General features: G+C 68.5%; 14 protein-coding genes. 7 read left to right on the top strand and 7 right to left on the bottom strand.

Annotation, left to right across the window (positions count from 1 at the left end):
- Nucleotides 1-64: 64 nt before the first annotated feature.
- Nucleotides 65-637, bottom strand: coding sequence for a GlcG/HbpS family heme-binding protein (locus ON33_RS09165; RefSeq protein WP_040857514.1), 573 nt, complete (start codon nucleotides 635-637; stop codon nucleotides 65-67).
- Between the two features lie 234 nt (nucleotides 638-871).
- Between ON33_RS09165 and ON33_RS09170 the strand changes: the two genes are divergently transcribed.
- Both ON33_RS09170 and ON33_RS09175 read left to right on the top strand, forming a co-directional pair.
- On the top strand, nucleotides 872-2,047 hold the full coding sequence (locus tag ON33_RS09170) for a sensor histidine kinase (RefSeq protein WP_040857377.1): 1,176 nt from the start codon (nucleotides 872-874) through the stop codon (nucleotides 2,045-2,047).
- A complete protein-coding gene (locus ON33_RS09175; RefSeq protein WP_040857378.1) occupies nucleotides 2,044-2,679 on the top strand; it encodes a response regulator in 636 nt (211 codons plus the stop codon). The genes ON33_RS09170 and ON33_RS09175 overlap by 4 nt, the downstream gene beginning before the upstream one ends.
- 1 nt (nucleotide 2,680) lies before the next feature.
- Here ON33_RS09175 and ON33_RS09180 read toward each other — a convergent pair whose 3' ends face one another.
- The 3 genes from ON33_RS09180 to ON33_RS09190 are packed head-to-tail and all read right to left on the bottom strand — an operon-like array spanning nucleotide 2,681 to nucleotide 5,222.
- On the bottom strand, nucleotides 2,681-3,943 hold the full coding sequence (locus ON33_RS09180) for an acyl-CoA dehydrogenase family protein (RefSeq protein WP_040857515.1): 1,263 nt from the start codon (nucleotides 3,941-3,943) through the stop codon (nucleotides 2,681-2,683).
- 5 nt (nucleotides 3,944-3,948) lie between these two features.
- Nucleotides 3,949-4,953: a phosphotransferase family protein gene (locus ON33_RS09185; RefSeq protein ID WP_040857379.1), complete on the bottom strand. Its 1,005-nt coding sequence runs from the start codon at nucleotides 4,951-4,953 to the stop codon at nucleotides 3,949-3,951.
- Nucleotides 4,950-5,222: a hypothetical protein gene (locus ON33_RS09190; protein ID WP_040857380.1), complete on the bottom strand. Its 273-nt coding sequence runs from the start codon at nucleotides 5,220-5,222 to the stop codon at nucleotides 4,950-4,952. The genes ON33_RS09185 and ON33_RS09190 overlap by 4 nt, the downstream gene beginning before the upstream one ends.
- 546 nt (nucleotides 5,223-5,768) lie before the next feature.
- Between ON33_RS09190 and ON33_RS09200 the strand changes: the two genes are divergently transcribed.
- From ON33_RS09200 to ON33_RS09210, 3 genes are read left to right on the top strand one after another with little or no spacing between them, the layout of a single operon-like run.
- Nucleotides 5,769-6,137, top strand: a complete 369-nt coding sequence (locus tag ON33_RS09200) for a YidH family protein (protein WP_040857517.1) — start codon at nucleotides 5,769-5,771, stop codon at nucleotides 6,135-6,137.
- Nucleotides 6,134-6,517 carry a DUF202 domain-containing protein gene (locus ON33_RS09205; protein WP_157184457.1) on the top strand — a complete coding sequence of 128 codons (384 nt, stop codon included), beginning with the start codon at nucleotides 6,134-6,136 and terminating at the stop codon, nucleotides 6,515-6,517. Before ON33_RS09200 ends, ON33_RS09205 begins: the two co-directional genes overlap by 4 nt.
- Entirely contained in the window at nucleotides 6,514-8,415 is a 1,902-nt protein-coding gene (locus tag ON33_RS09210; protein ID WP_040857382.1) for an alkyl/aryl-sulfatase, read from the top strand. Before ON33_RS09205 ends, ON33_RS09210 begins: the two co-directional genes overlap by 4 nt.
- Before the next feature lie 623 nt (nucleotides 8,416-9,038).
- On the opposite strand, the gene ON33_RS09215 is transcribed toward ON33_RS09210, so the two are convergent.
- Complete coding sequence (locus tag ON33_RS09215; protein ID WP_040857384.1) at nucleotides 9,039-9,632, bottom strand: TetR/AcrR family transcriptional regulator; 594 nt, start codon at nucleotides 9,630-9,632, stop codon at nucleotides 9,039-9,041.
- A 205-nt stretch (nucleotides 9,633-9,837) separates the two neighbouring features.
- On the opposite strand from ON33_RS09215, the gene ON33_RS09220 reads away from it, so the two are divergent.
- Nucleotides 9,838-11,913, top strand: coding sequence for an alkyl/aryl-sulfatase (locus tag ON33_RS09220; RefSeq protein ID WP_083868756.1), 2,076 nt, complete (start codon nucleotides 9,838-9,840; stop codon nucleotides 11,911-11,913).
- A 99-nt stretch (nucleotides 11,914-12,012) separates the two neighbouring features.
- On the top strand, nucleotides 12,013-12,138 hold the full coding sequence (locus ON33_RS43950) for a hypothetical protein (protein WP_281033197.1): 126 nt from the start codon (nucleotides 12,013-12,015) through the stop codon (nucleotides 12,136-12,138).
- A gap of 15 nt (nucleotides 12,139-12,153) precedes the next feature.
- On the opposite strand, the gene ON33_RS09225 is transcribed toward ON33_RS43950, so the two are convergent.
- A complete protein-coding gene (locus tag ON33_RS09225; protein WP_051151820.1) occupies nucleotides 12,154-12,954 on the bottom strand; it encodes a DUF2127 domain-containing protein in 801 nt (266 codons plus the stop codon).
- Nucleotides 12,955-13,038: 84 nt separating this feature from the next.
- Entirely contained in the window at nucleotides 13,039-14,178 is a 1,140-nt protein-coding gene (locus tag ON33_RS09230) for a hypothetical protein (protein WP_040857386.1), read from the bottom strand.
- Nucleotides 14,179-14,396 lie beyond the last annotated feature (218 nt).

Consider the following 14,396-nt stretch of genomic DNA (forward strand, 5'->3'; position numbering starts at 1 on the left):
TCGTGCCGAGTGTCGGCGCGCCTGATCCGGCCCCGGTGACCGATTCCGGGTCCGCGAGGGCGGGTCAGCTGCCGAGCGCGGCCACGCCCGCCTGCGCGAACTTCTCGTCCTGATCGCCGCTCGGCGCGCCCGCGACACCGATGCCCGCGATCGGAGCGCCGCCCTTGGCGGCCACCGGGGCGCCACCCGCCAGGAACAGGGTGCCCTTGATGCCGGCCAGGTGCGGCGCGTTGTCGAGGCGCTTGGCCAGCTGCGAGGTCGGCGCGTTCCAGGAGACGGCCGTGAACGCCTTCTCCTGTGCCGACGAGTAGGACTGCGGCCCGGCGCCGTCACCGCGCAGCGTGACGAGGGTGTTGCCGTCGCGATCCACCACGGCGACCGTCACGTGCTGGTTCTCCTTCACCGCGGCGTCCAGGGCGGCCTGCGCGGCCTTGGTGGCGGCGGCAACGGTCAGATGGGTGCTCTGCTGCAGGTTGCCGTCGGCGACATCGGCGGCCACGGGGGCCTTGCTGCCCGGATCCGGATCCTGCGCGTTCACCGACACCACGCCGATCACGCCGGCGGCCACCACCGCCGCGGCCGCGCCGCCGATGCCGAGGCGCTTGCGGTTGGAGTTGGTCTGCTGCGGGGTGGTCATGATGTCCTCCACTGACTCTGGGGTGAAAGCTGTTCGCTCCGTTCGTCTTCCAGCTTGTTGCCAGGCAGCGCCCGGCACGTCGGCGTAGTGGCTGGGAACTGGTGCGCGGTCCAGTTGACCCCCGTATCGACCGATCGGATGACCCGCGGAGCGGACCGGGCACGGCAGAATGACAGTGTTTGTCCTTGCCACGGGTGTTGTGCGCCCACGTCGCTGTCGCCGAGGAGGTGCCCCATGGAGTCCGAAGACGAGGTGAGCGTGCCGCCCCGCGACGACGCCCGGCTGCTGGGCACCATCGTGCACAGTGCCTTCTACGTTCTGCTGGCGGCGTCGATGCTGCGCTTCGTGCTCCGGCATCCCGAGAGCGCGCGCATGCCGTGGGTGATCGGACTCTCGCTCGCACTGGCCGTGCTCTATGTCCTGAGCGAACTGCGCGCCTCGCGTCAGGTGCCGCTGTTCGGGCTGCTGGTGACCGCGTGGGCGGTATTGGTCGTGCTGGCACCCAGTTTCGCGTGGTGCGCGGTGCCGCTGCTCTACACCGGTCTGCGGATCCTGCCGCTGCGCCTCGCGCTCGCGCTGGTCGCCGGGCTGACCGCGCTGGTCGTCTTCGCGCAGCTGAAGCTCGCGGGCTGGGCCGACCCGAATCTGCTGCTGGCCCCGCCCGCCGTGGCCGCGCTCGGTACCGCGCTGTTCGTCGGCCTGCTGCGGCAGACCGAACGGCAGGCCGCGCTCATCGACGACCTGCGCGCCACCCGCCGCGAACTCGCGGCCACCGAACGCCGCGAAGGCACCCTCGCCGAACGGCAGCGCCTGGCCATGGAGATCCACGACACCCTGGCCCAGGGGCTTTCGAGTCAGCGCATGCTGCTGCAAGCGGCCGACCGGATCTGGGACACCGAACCGGGGCAGGCCCGTGAGCATGTGCGCAGCGCGGCGGCCGTCGCCGAATACAACCTCGCCGAGGCCCGGCGCTTCGTGCACGACCTCACGCCCACCGACCTGGCCGCGGGCGGGTCGCTGGTCGCGGCGTTGCGGGCGATGGCCGACCGGGAGGGCGGCGAGTCACTCGCCGTGCGAGTCCATGTCGAGGGCGCGCCGGTCGGGTTGCCCGCGGGCGTGGAGGCCGCGGTCCTGCGCATCGCGCAGGGGGCGTTGGCGAATGCGCGCGAGCATGCCGCCGCGACGGTGGTCACCATCACCCTCACCGAGCTCGGCGACCGCCTCGTCCTCGACATCGCGGACGACGGAAAGGGTTTCGACCCCGCCGCGACCGCCACGACGGCCGATCGCGGCCACGGCCTGCCCGCCATGCGCGCCCGCCTGCGTCAGCTGGGCGGCACCCTCACCGTCGAATCGGCACCCGGAGACGGTACCGTAGTCTCCGCCGAGATCCCCCTGGAGCGGCCGTGACCGAAACCCCTGTCCGCCTGGTGATCTGCGACGATCACGTGGTCGTGCGCGCCGGACTGCGCGCCCTGCTGGCCAGCGCGCCCCGCATCGACGTCATCGGCGAGGCGGGCAGCGGCCCGGAGGTCGTCGCCCTCGCCGAGAGTCTGCGCCCGGACGTCGTGCTCATGGACCTCCAGCTCGGCGGCGACATGGACGGCATCGAGGCCACCCGGCGCATCACCTCCGGTGCTGGTGCGGCCCCGTATGTTCTGGTGCTCACCACCTATGACACCGACGCCGACATCACCCGCGCCATCGCGGCCGGCGCGACCGGCTATCTGCTCAAGGCCGAACGGCCCGAGGAGCTGTTCGCGGCGATTCACGCTGCGGCGCAAGGACGTACGGCACTCTCGCCGCCCGTCGCGGATCGGGTCCTCAACCGGATGCGAAATCCGCAGCCCGCGTTGACAGCCCGGGAACTGGACATCCTCGGCCAGCTGTCCCAGGGGCTGGGGAATCGGGAGATCGCGCGGGCGCTCCACGTCAGCGAGGCGACCGTGAAGACCCATCTCGGCCGGATCTACGACAAGCTGGGCGTCGACAATCGCGCCGCGGCCGTGGCGGTGGCCACTGCGCAGCGACTCCTGAAGTGAGTCACACCCCTTTGGGCGCGGCCTGCCGCATGAACCCGAAGAGATACCCGGCCACCCGGCGCATCTGAATCTCCTCGCTGCCCTCGGTGATCCGATACCGCCGGTGATGCCGGTAGATGTGCTCGAACGGCGTGTGCCGTGAATAGCCGAGCCCGCCGTGAATCTGCATCGCGCGATCGGCGGCCTCACAGCACAGCCGGTTGGACCAGTAGTTGCACATGGACACCTGCGCGGACTGTGTGAACGGCCCGTAGCGGTCCATGGCCCACGCGGTCTTGTGGATCAGACTCCGGAGCATCTCGCACTGGGTGCTCAGCTCCACCAGCGGGAACTGGATCGCCTGATTGGCGGCCAGGGGAGTCCCGAAGGTCTTGCGCTCCTTGGCATACGCGATCGACCGATCGATACAGTACTGCGCCGCTCCGAGACTGGACGCCGCCTGCCGGAGCCGGTTCTCGTTGAAGAAATGCTGCACGACCGCCAGCCCGCGGCCCTCCTTGCCGAAGATCGCGGCGTCCGGCACCCGCACATCCTTCAGGACGACGTGGGCGTGATCGGTGGGCATATTGAACGTCCAGAGAAACTCGGCGATCCGGAAGCCGGGCGTCTCAACCGGTACAAGGAAAGCGGTGATGCCGACGGCGTCGCCCGGGCTGCCCGAAGTCCTGGCGAAGATCAGGTCGGCGTCGGCGCGGTGCATCCCGGTGTTGAAGGTCTTCTCGCCGTTGATGATCCAGGAATCACCGTCGCGGACCGCCGTGGTCTCCATGAAGGTGGCGTCGGAGCCGTGGTCGGGTTCGGTGATCCCGAAGCCGAAGAACTTCTCGCCGGTGGCCAGCTCGCCGATCCACTCCGAGCGCTGTGCGGGCGAACCGTATTCGTGCATGAGCAGCAGCCCGACATTGTTGGCCACGATGGCGTGCTCGGTTTGCAGATCGCAGTGCAGCCCGAGGCCGCGGCGCGCCAGATGCTCACGGATGACGGCCATATCGAGATTGCTGCCGTCCCGGCCGCCGTATTCGGCGGGATAGGCGTATCGGAGGTGGCCGGCGGCGTCGGCGCGGCGACGGGCCTCGTCCAGCAGGTTCTCCCACTCGCCATGGGGAAGGCCGCCGCGATCCCAATCGGTGCGGGCGTCCTCGCGGCGGTGGTCGAAGAAGCGGATATTGTCGTCGGCCTGCTCCAGCGGGATGATCTCGCGGTCGATGAACTCGTCGAGTTCGGCCAGATACTTCTGCAGGGCGTCGGGTAGCTCGAAATCCATGGCGGTCATCTCGATCCAGTCGGGCGGATCTGCATGAGCAGATCCCATTCGATCTCGGGGATGCGCCGCCCGCTGGCGGCCATGACAATGCTGGGGACGGTGCCGTCCAGGAACGAGGCGGCCTGCGCGGCGAGCATGGCGCCCCAGCCCAGCGTGCAGGCCACCTTCCACCAGCGGAACCGGTCCTCGTCGAAATCGCCTCCGGCAGCGGCGTATCCGCGCACGTAGGTCGCGCGGCCGGTGAACCCGCCGAATTCGCGATCGTCGACGCCGAAGCGCCACATGCGCAGCGCCGACCAGGCGGTGTCGCGCATCGGATCGCCGAACCGCTGGGCGCCTTCCCAATCCAGCACCGTCTCGATGCCGCCGGGGCCGACGATCAGGTTGCCGTTGCGAATATCGGTGTGGACCAGGGCGAGCCGCTCCGGCGGCGCGGGGAGGTGACGGCCCAGCCAGCGCAGCGCGAGCGCGAACACCGGGCGGTCGGCGAGATACCGGGCCACCGACGATTCGGCTTCGCGCAGAAACGATTCGGCCGGGTTCCGGACGGGACCGCCGGGGAGCTCGGAGGAGCCCTTCTCCGGGTCGATCGCATGCAGCAGGGCGGTGGCCCGGCCGAGCTGCTCGCCCACCAGATCGCCGATACCGGCCTCGTGGACCAACCGCAGGACCCGGCGCGGCACGGTCTCCCCGTCGAGGCGCTCGGACAGCATGAACGGTTCCCCGGCGTATCCGGCGTCGGTGCAGACGGCCAGCACGTGGGGGACGGGCACCCCGTGCTCGCGGGCCAGTTCCCGCACGCCCGCCTCGACATCGACCGGGAGTAACTGAATAGTGCCCGGCACCAGCGTGGCGACCAGCCTCAGCACGCATCCGCCGATATCGGCGTCGAGGGCGATATTGCGCCGCCGCGCGCCCGCCGAGAGCGGCTGCACATCGGAGATCGTCACCGGCCGGCCGATGTCCTCGGACAGGAATCGGGCCAGGCCGGCCGTCAGGTCGCCGGTCATTCGCCCTCCCACGCGTCGTAGCCGGGTTTGGCGACGGCCAGATCGGCGCGGACCACCGGCACCAGGGCCGCCCACAGCGCGTCGTCGTCGGTCGCGGGCAGGTCCGGTGGGTGTGCGGGGAGGGTGAGCTCGCGTTCCAGCATCCGGGCGAGATGCGCGCCGACGCGGGCCTGATGCCGCAGCTCGGGTGGGAGTGCGGGCAGGAGCGTCGTCTCCAGCAGATCCGCGAGCGCGCTCAGCAACTCCGGTGCCGTGGGCCGATACTGCATGGCGTGCCTCCGGCGTGAAATCCGTTGTTCGGCAGGTAGACCGGGATCGTACGGGACCCGGGCGGCCAATTGCAGGCGAATGCCCGCAGTTGCAGGTCGGCGGGGTCGTCCGGGCTACCGGTGCGCGGTGGCAGCGGAGCGCTGGAGCCAACTCGGTGTCGAACGCCGGTCGGACCGGGAGGCGGCTGGTGGGGCAGTGGCCGACCAGCCCGCACCAGGTGCCCGTCGGGCCGACGCGTCTATCGCCCACGCAGGGTGGAACGTCACATTACGACAGATTGATCTGGCTGCGTAGTCTGGACACAGAGTTGGGTCGATCTATCCAGTCAGTGCGCTGACCAGCGCGGCGTCCGCGGCCTGGCCGGACGCTCCGACTTCACCGAAACGGGCGATGTTGCTGGAACGGTGGCCGGTCGGAATCGCCAATATGCCACCTGTCATCCCCGTCCCGCGTGGAGTGTCGTGCTCCGTGCCCGAATCCATGAAATGATCGCTACTGCTGATCATTTGCTGTACACGGACCGCGACCGCGACACCGGACTGGTGGTGACAGTGGACAACCAAGCCCAGGACCCGGGTGCGGACGAGCAACCCCCGCTCGACTACCGCTTCACCCTGGCGAACGAACGCACCTTCCTCGCGTGGATCCGTACCGCGCTCGGCCTGCTGGCCGCCGGTGTCGCGGTGCACACGCTGGTGCAGCCGTTCCACCACGCCGGGATCCGGCGCGCTCTCTCGCTCAGCTGCATCGTGCTCGCGGTGGCCCTGGCGGTGGGGGCGTACACGCACTGGCAGGACGTGCAGGCCCGGATGGTCCGCGGTGAGCCACTGCGCAATACGCTGCTGGTCCCGATGCTCGCGGGCGGTATCGCGATCGTGTCGATCTTCGCGGCCATCGCGACGGTATGGCCGTGACCGCGCCGCCCACCTATCCCGCCGAGCGCACGGCGCTGGCCTGGCGGCGTACCGCGATCGCCGCGATGGGGACCGCGGCACTGTTCGTCGATCACGCCGCGACCAGCGGCTGGCACGCGGCGGCCGTCGCGCCCGCGCTCGCGGCGGTCGGGCTGCTGTTCCTCGCGGGGCTCAGCTTCCTGCGCAACACCTCACTGCACCACGGGCACTGGGCGCACGGTGCGCGGGTCATCGCCGTCGCGACCGGTGTGGTGCTGGTGGTGTGCGCGGTGGCGTTGATCATCGCGATCACCGATCCCGATCTGGCACAGGCTCTTCCGAACCCGGCTACCCACCCATCGATGTCGGGGATCCCGGCAGTGACAGGAGGCGAACAGTGAGTGCGGTCACCGAACCGAGCAGGTTCATCATCGAACAGAACCAGCGTGCGCTGCGGGAACTGCCGTTCGACAACACCACGGATCAGCAGGACGCCGATCGCGGCTTCATCGCCAAGCTCGAGCCGGGAATCGTCAAGGACGACAAGGGAACCGTGGTCTGGGACGACGATTCCTACGGCTTCCTGCAGGGCTCCTGCCCCAACTCGGTGCACCCGTCGCTGTGGCGGCAATCCGGCCTGGTGGTGAAACAGGGCCTGTACGAGGTGGTTCCGGGCATCTATCAGATCCGCGGTCTGGATCTGTCGAACATGACGATCGTCGAGGCCAAGGCCGGTGTGATCGTGATCGACCCATTGATCTCGGCCGAGACCGCCCAGGCGGGGATGGAGCTGTACTTCGCGCACCGCGGTGAGAAGCCGGTCGCGGGCATGATCTACACCCACTCGCACGTCGACCATTTCGGTGGCGCCATGGGCGTCATCACGGTCGAGGACGCCGAATCGGGCCGGGTGCCGGTGCTGGCGCCCGCCGGATTCCTCGAACACGCGGTGGCCGAGAACGTCTACGCGGGGACCGCCATGACTCGCCGGGCCGGGTACATGTACGGCGCGGTGCTGCCCCGCGGACCGAAAGGTCAGGTGGGCGCTGGTCTGGGTCAGACGACCTCGACCGGCACCGTCGGCCTGATCGCCCCGACCCTGGACATCACCCACACCGGGCAGCAGGAGACGATCGACGGCGTCCGCATCGTCTTCCAGATCACGCCGGGCACCGAGGCCCCCGCGGAGATGAACTTCCACTTCCCCGAATTCCGCGCACTCTGCATGGCGGAGAACGCGACCCACACCCTGCACAACCTGCTCACCCTGCGCGGCGCGCTGGTGCGCGACCCGCACGTGTGGGCCCAGTACCTGACCGAGTCGGTCAATCTGTACGGCCGGGACAGCGATGTCGTGTTCGCCTCGCATCACTGGCCGACCTGGGGCACCGAGCGTCTGGTCGAGTACCTGGAACTACAGCGCGACCTGTACGCCTACCTGCACGACCAGACCCTGCGCCGGATCAACCAGGGCTATGTCGGCAGCGAGATCGCGGAGATGATGGATCTGCCGCCGGCCCTGGTCGATTCGTGGGCGGCGCACGGCTACTACGGTTCGGTCAGCCACAATGTGAAGGCCATCTACCAGCGCTACATGGGCTGGTTCGACGGCAACCCGGCCCACCTGTGGGAGCATCCGCCGGTCGAGGGCGCCAAGCGGCACGTGGAGTTCATGGGCGGTGCGGACGAGGTCCTGCGCAAGGCGCGCGCGTCCTTCGACGAGGGCGACTACCGCTGGGTGGTGCAGGCGGTCAACTACGTGATCTTCGCCGATCCGTCCAATGACGCCGCGAAGGCCTTGCAGGCGGACGCCTTCGAACAGCTGGCCTTCGGATCCGAGAACGGCACCTGGCGCAACTTCTTCCTCTCGGGCGCCTACGAGTTGCGCAACGGCAAGTTCGGCACCCCGACCAGCACCAGTCCCGCGTCCACGCTGATGGCGCTGTCGGTGGACCAGGTCTTCGACGGTATGGCGCTGCGGGTGAACGGGCCCGCGGCCTGGAACGAGAAGGCTATCAGCGACTGGGTGTTCACCGACGAGAACCGTAAGGTGCGGTTGCAGTTGCGCAATGGCGTACTGGTGCACTGGGATCGGCGGGACGGCGACCGGTTGCCCGCCGCGGATGTCACCTTCACCCTGACCCGGGCGACCCTGATCGGCGTCCTGCTCGCCGGCCAGGACATCCAGGCCGCGGTGCAGTCCGGGCAGATCAAGATCGACGGCGACGCCACCGTCTTCGGCAAGCTGGCGGGCCTGCTCGACGAGCCGGATCCGGACTTCAGCATCGTGACCCCGTAAGAGCGGACACGGCAGGGGCCCGGCCGGGCCCGTTGCTCGTCCCTGCGATCGGCGCTGTCGTCCTTCACGCACCCGGTTTCACCCGAATCGGGTGCCGTTGCCGCATGGGCGGCCCCGGACCTTCGATCGCCCCCGACCCGGAGAACGACGCAGGAGCCCCACCGCCGGCCTCGAACCGGGCCACATCGCTGAAAGCCGCTGTGCCTCTGCGTGTGCCGCTGTGGTCGTCCGCGGCCGGTTCGGCAACTGGCGCAGTCGGGATGCCGATCGTCCCAGGTTCGCCGGTGGTCCCGGAGCCGGTCGCCGTGCGCCGCCGTGTCGCCGGGGCCCGCGGGACTGCGACGCGGGGTGTCGATCACCTCGGTGAGGGCGCTGAAAGCCGCTGTGCCGCTGGGTCTCTCCTGGGGTGGATGGCGACTGGATCGTCCTGCACCGAGCCGGTGAATCCGCCCGGGTGCCGGGTGCGGCTTGGCTCGTTCCGGGTGTGCCCGCACGCTGGGCATCCAGATCCTTGGCGCGGCGGGCCGCGTGGGTGGCGAGTTCGGTGACCGGGGCGGCCGTGGTTCGGGCCGGGCGTGCTCGCCGATGCTCGGCCCGATTCCGGCAGTGCGAGCCGTATCCGGTCAGCGTCCGAGAGTGAGCATGGCGGTGAGTGCGCGTCCCACGGCCTCGGAAGCGGCGCGCTTGGACAGCCCGCGCCGGTCCATCAGATGGTGGCGGTACGGCCAGCCGACGGTGGCGTCGACGAGGTCGAGCAGCTGCTCGCTGTCGGCGCGGTCCAGCTCGGGCGCGAAGGCGCGGGTGAGCGCTTCCCGAATCCGCTTGTCGGTCAACCGCATCCGGGTGTCCACCGCCGGGGTGCGCAGCGACTCGATGAGACCCAGCACGCGCGGCTCGCGCTGCAGCGTGAAGATGGCCTCGCTCTGGCGCACCACCGCGTCGATGCGCTGTGCCAGCGGCAGTTCCGGGTCGACGTCGGCGAGCAACGCCTCGACTTGCTCGGACTGCTGGTCCACTGCCGCGGTGATGAGTGCGGTCCGGGTCGGGAAGTGCACGAAGATACTGCGTTCGGACACCCCGGCGCGTTCGGCGACACTGCGGGTGGTGGGGTCGAACTCGCCGTCGTGGACCGCCGACAGCAGGCCCTCGATGATCGCCCTGCGGGTCTGTTCCGGGTTGCGCCGCCGCCGTGGGCCGTCGCCCTTGCCCTCGCTCATGAGAAGAATCCGATCACATCCGGCCGGAGCGCGCGCACGCAGGTCCGGCCGAGGGTTCGCGGGGACAGAGGTGGCGTCACACGCCTATCGTATTGCAGTGGTACTGCAATAATGATGTACTGTGGCGGACGTGGCGGAATGGCAGCGAATACTCGGCTACACCTGCTGTCGCGCACGCCAACCGCATGGAGACAGGAGAGCGCTGATGACCGACGAGGACCTCGAGAACAACGGCGACGACCGCAGGCCGGGCGGCTTCACGGTGTCCCGGCGAGGGGTGTTCGGGGTGGGCGCGGCCGCGCTGGTGGCCGCGGGCGTCGGCGCCGCCGTCACCGGATGCGACAGCAACGGGGACAACGCCACTGCCGCCGAGCGGACCAGCAAGGACTCGGTCGATCCCAGCGGGCACATCGTCGATCGGCAACGGCAGGCGCAATCCTCGCTGCCCTTCGCCGACAGACAGGACTTCATCGACACCGACAAGGGCTTCCTCGCTGAGCTCGAGCCCGGCGTGGTGCGGGATGCCGATGGGAAAGTGGTGTGGGACAACGATTCCTACGGCTTCATCCAGGGCGCCTGCCCCAACTCGGTGCACCCCTCGCTGTGGCGGCAGTCGCAGTTGGTCGTGAAACAGGGCCTCTACGAGGTGGTTCCGGGCATCTATCAGATCCGTGGCCTGGATCTGTCGAACATGACGATCATCGAGGGCAAGACCGGCGTGATCGTCATCGACCCGCTGATCTCGACCGAGACCGCCAGAGCGGGCATGGACCTGTACTTCGCGCACCGCGGCAAGAAACCGGTCACCGGCATGATCTACACCCACTCGCACGTCGATCACTTCGGCGGCGCCCTGGGTGTCATCAGCCTGGAAGACGCTGCGTCGGGCCGGATTCCGGTGATCGCGCCACAGGGCTTCATGGAGCACGCGGTCGAGGAGAACATCTTCGCCGGCACGGCCATGGCCCGCCGCTCGGCCTACATGTACGGTGCGGCGCTGCCGCGCGGCGAGAAGGGTCAGGTCGGCGCGGGCTTGGGCATGACCACCTCGGTCGGCACCGTGAGCCTCATCCCGCCGAACAAGGACGTCACCCACACCGGTCAGCAGGAGACAGTCGACGGCGTCGACGTCGTCTTCCAGATCACCCCCGGCACCGAGGCGCCGTCGGAGATGAACTTCTACTTCCCCGGCTTCCGCGCGATGTGCATGGCGGAGAATGCCACCCACACGCTGCACAACCTGCTCACCCTGCGCGGCGCGCTGGTGCGCGACGCGCACGTGTGGTCGCGGTACCTCACCGAGACCATCACCATGTTCTCCGACAAGTACGACGTCGCCTTCGCCTCGCATCACTGGCCCATGTGGGGTGCCGACAAGGTCACCGAATGGCTGTCGCTGCAACGGGATACCTACGCCTACCTACACGACCAGACGCTGCGCATGCTGAACCAGGGCTATACCGGCATCGAGATCGCGGAGATGATCCAGCTGCCGCCGGCCATCGAGAGCAAGTGGTACAACCACGGCTACTACGGCTCGGTCAGCCACGATGTGAAGGCCATCTACCAGCGGTACATGGGCTGGTTCGACGGCAACCCTGCGCACCTGTGGGAGCACCCGCCGGTCGAGTCCGGCAAGCGGCATGTCGCCGCCATGGGCGGCGCGAGCGGCGTACTCACGGTGGCCCGCAAGGCCTACGCCGACGGTGATTACCGTTGGTGCGTCCAGGTACTCAACTACCTGATCTTCGCCGACCCGGGCAATCAGAAGGCGAAGATGCTGCAGGCCAGCGCTTTCGAACAGCTCGGCTACGGTTCGGAGAACGCCACCTGGCGCAACTTCTTCCTCTCCGGCGCCTACGAACTGCGCAACGGTACCTTCGGCACGCCCATCAAGGCCGATTCCGCCGGCATGATCAGCGCCCTGAGCGTGGATCAGGTCTTCGACTCCGCCGCATTCCTCGTCAACGGCCCGAAGGCGTGGGATCTGCACCTGGTCAACGACTGGATCATTACCGACCAGAACCAGACCTACCGCACCGAGCTACGCAACGGCGTGCTCATCCACTACGTGGTCCCCGCCGACTTCAAGGGCCCGGCCCCCGACGCCACCTTCACCCTGTCCCGCCTGGAACTCATCGCCACCATGACCGGATCCAAGGACATCATCAAGGAGATCCAGTCCGGCGCGATCAAGGTCAGCGGTGACCCGGCCAAGCTGAAGCGGCTGAAGGACGTCATGGACAAGCCCGACCCCAACTTCAATATCGTCACCCCGTAACGAGGTTCGCGAGGTGGATTGCCCCGGCGTGACGGGAGTTACCGTGGGCGTCACGCCGCGACCTATATGAATAGATACCGGGGTTACAGCGCCACGCGCGTGGCAGAGTCGACCTCACCATCGACCCGGATCGCGGCCCCGGCCACGCACTCCTGGATCGTCTTCCGCGACGAGCTGATCAAATCCTGGCCGACCTCGTCCCACAGCCTCGGCGTGCCCGGGTGACCCGGCCGCCCGAGGTCAGGGCGCGCGCCGGGTGACGATGCGCTCGGTGCGGTCCTCGGATTGCGCTGCGACGGCGGCGCGTTCGACGGTCATGAGGCTCTCGGAGTGATGCTCCGCGTAATACTTCGCGGCACCGCCGTTCAGCCCGAACAGCGACTTGCTCCACAGCAGCCAGATCACGGCGGCCAGGTTGACCAGCAGCGCGGCGGCCCGCAGGAACGTGACCTTCTCGGTGAGCTCGTAGATCTCGAGCGGCAGGAAGATACTGGTGGCCACCACCGCGAAATACTCGCCCCACCGCTTGACCAGCCACAGGCCGACCGCCTCCACGAGCTGGATTGTCGCGTAGGCGAACAGCGCGACCGCGATCCAGATCAGAATGTTCGGCGAGAGCGTGAACGCCTTGTCGATGCCCCGGATGATCTTCGAATGGTCGGGGTTGAAACCGATCTGGTCCGCCAGCTGGCGGATGAGCGGAAGATCCTTGTCCCAGCTGGTCTTCCAGTGCTCCCGCGAGCCGCGCAACTTCAGCACGCCCGCGCCCAGCAGGATGAGCACCAGCGCGCGGCCGATCCGCTCCGCCGCGAGCAACCGCATGATGATGCGGTCGCGCAGCAGATGTCCGCGCGGCACCTCGGGCGCGTCGTCGGCGGGACCGGAGCGCCGCGGCGTGCCCGGCACGAAATCCCCGCAGCGCAGGCAGCGCCACGATTCGCCCGCCGGGGTGGCGACGTGGAGACGTGCCGCGAGCTCGGGCTCGGTCGGGGCATAGGTCTCGTGCCCTCGGGCAGCGCAGGTCCACAGACTGAAGTCCATGCGCGTGAGCGTAACCGGTGCGCGTGCGGCGAGGGGCGTCTCAGCGCGCGGCCGGCGACATCTCAGCCCGCGGCCGGCGACATCTCAGCCCGCGGCCAGGGATCGGAGCTGATCCAGATAGGTGCGGGTGCGCGGATCGCCGGGAAAGCGTTCGATCATCTCCCGGGCCGTCTCGCCCGCGATCCACATGAGCGATGGCAGCGAGCGGCGCGTGCCGCTGAAGGCGCGCATGCCCTCGTCCAGGGCGAGCTCCAGATTGCGATCGCGGATGGCGACCACCGCCAGCGTCAGGTGCGCCTCGGCGACCCGCATGGGTTTGCGGATGCTGCCATCGGGCCGGGTGGAGGTCAGGATCACCTGCCGGGCATAGTTTTCCGCGAGTCGATCGTCCCCGGCTACCCGGCAGCAGTCCATGGCGTAGAAGTCGAACTTCTGCGGATCGACCACGAAATGGTTGTCCAGATTGGACGGGTGCTCGATGGCGTCCAGAATCGAACGTCCCTGGGCGAGGGCCTTTTCCACCTCGCGCCGGTCACCCAGCCGCGCCCACGCCTTGGCCCGCTGCGCCGCCAGCTGCACGCCGACGCCCAGCCGGTCGGTCGTGGGGTGCGCGGCCTCGGCGGTCTCGATGGCGCCGCGGTAGTTGGCCTGGGTGAGCGCGAACCAGGAGGCCATTTCGGCTCCCCAGCCGATGATTTCGGCGTGCTCGGCCTCCTGGCCGAGGGAGAGCGCGGCCCGGCGGGTCGCCTCGGCGGCGGTGCGCCAGCCGAGATCGTAATCGACGCAACCGACCAGCAGCGCAACCCATCCCGCCAGGATCAGGACCTCCCGATGCTGCGCGAGGGTCAAGCGACCGTCCAGTAGGGAAGTGATGCGCCGGAGCCACGCCGTGCCCTCCGCATGCAGCTCGTGCGGATCGGCGCACGCATACTCCGAACACATCCGGTCGGCGGTGATGCGGATCGCGTCGAGGGTGGAGGCGGACACATCGGACATACGTAGCCGCCCAATGAATTCCAGCGTGTCCATCCCCGTGGCCGAGAGCATCTCGTCGTCCCGATTGGGCCGGGCCTTGGGAAAGAACGCTGCCGTCACCGTGTCGAAAGCCGCCGCGATGATCGGAGCGTAGAAATCGTCCGGGCGCGATTCGCCGGACTCCCAGCGCCGCCAGTTACGCAGAAGTGTGCTGTCCGTTGGCAGATTGTGGCTCGACTTGGATCGCATGGCCCGCACCGCATCGGCTTGAGACCACCCCCGAGCATCACGTTCGGCACGCATTCGGACAGCCCATACAGGTCGATCCTCACCGGCGGACACGCTCTGTAGTATCTCATCAGTTAACGACGGATGGACCCGGATAGGGCATCTGAATGTCAGTGGGTTGACATCTGCAATTGCATTCGTGATTACGCCAAGCTGTTCGACAGGGCACATTCATGACA

Source organism: Nocardia niigatensis NBRC 100131 (assembly GCF_000308655.1).
In the GTDB taxonomy this organism is placed as follows: domain Bacteria; phylum Actinomycetota; class Actinomycetes; order Mycobacteriales; family Mycobacteriaceae; genus Nocardia; species Nocardia niigatensis.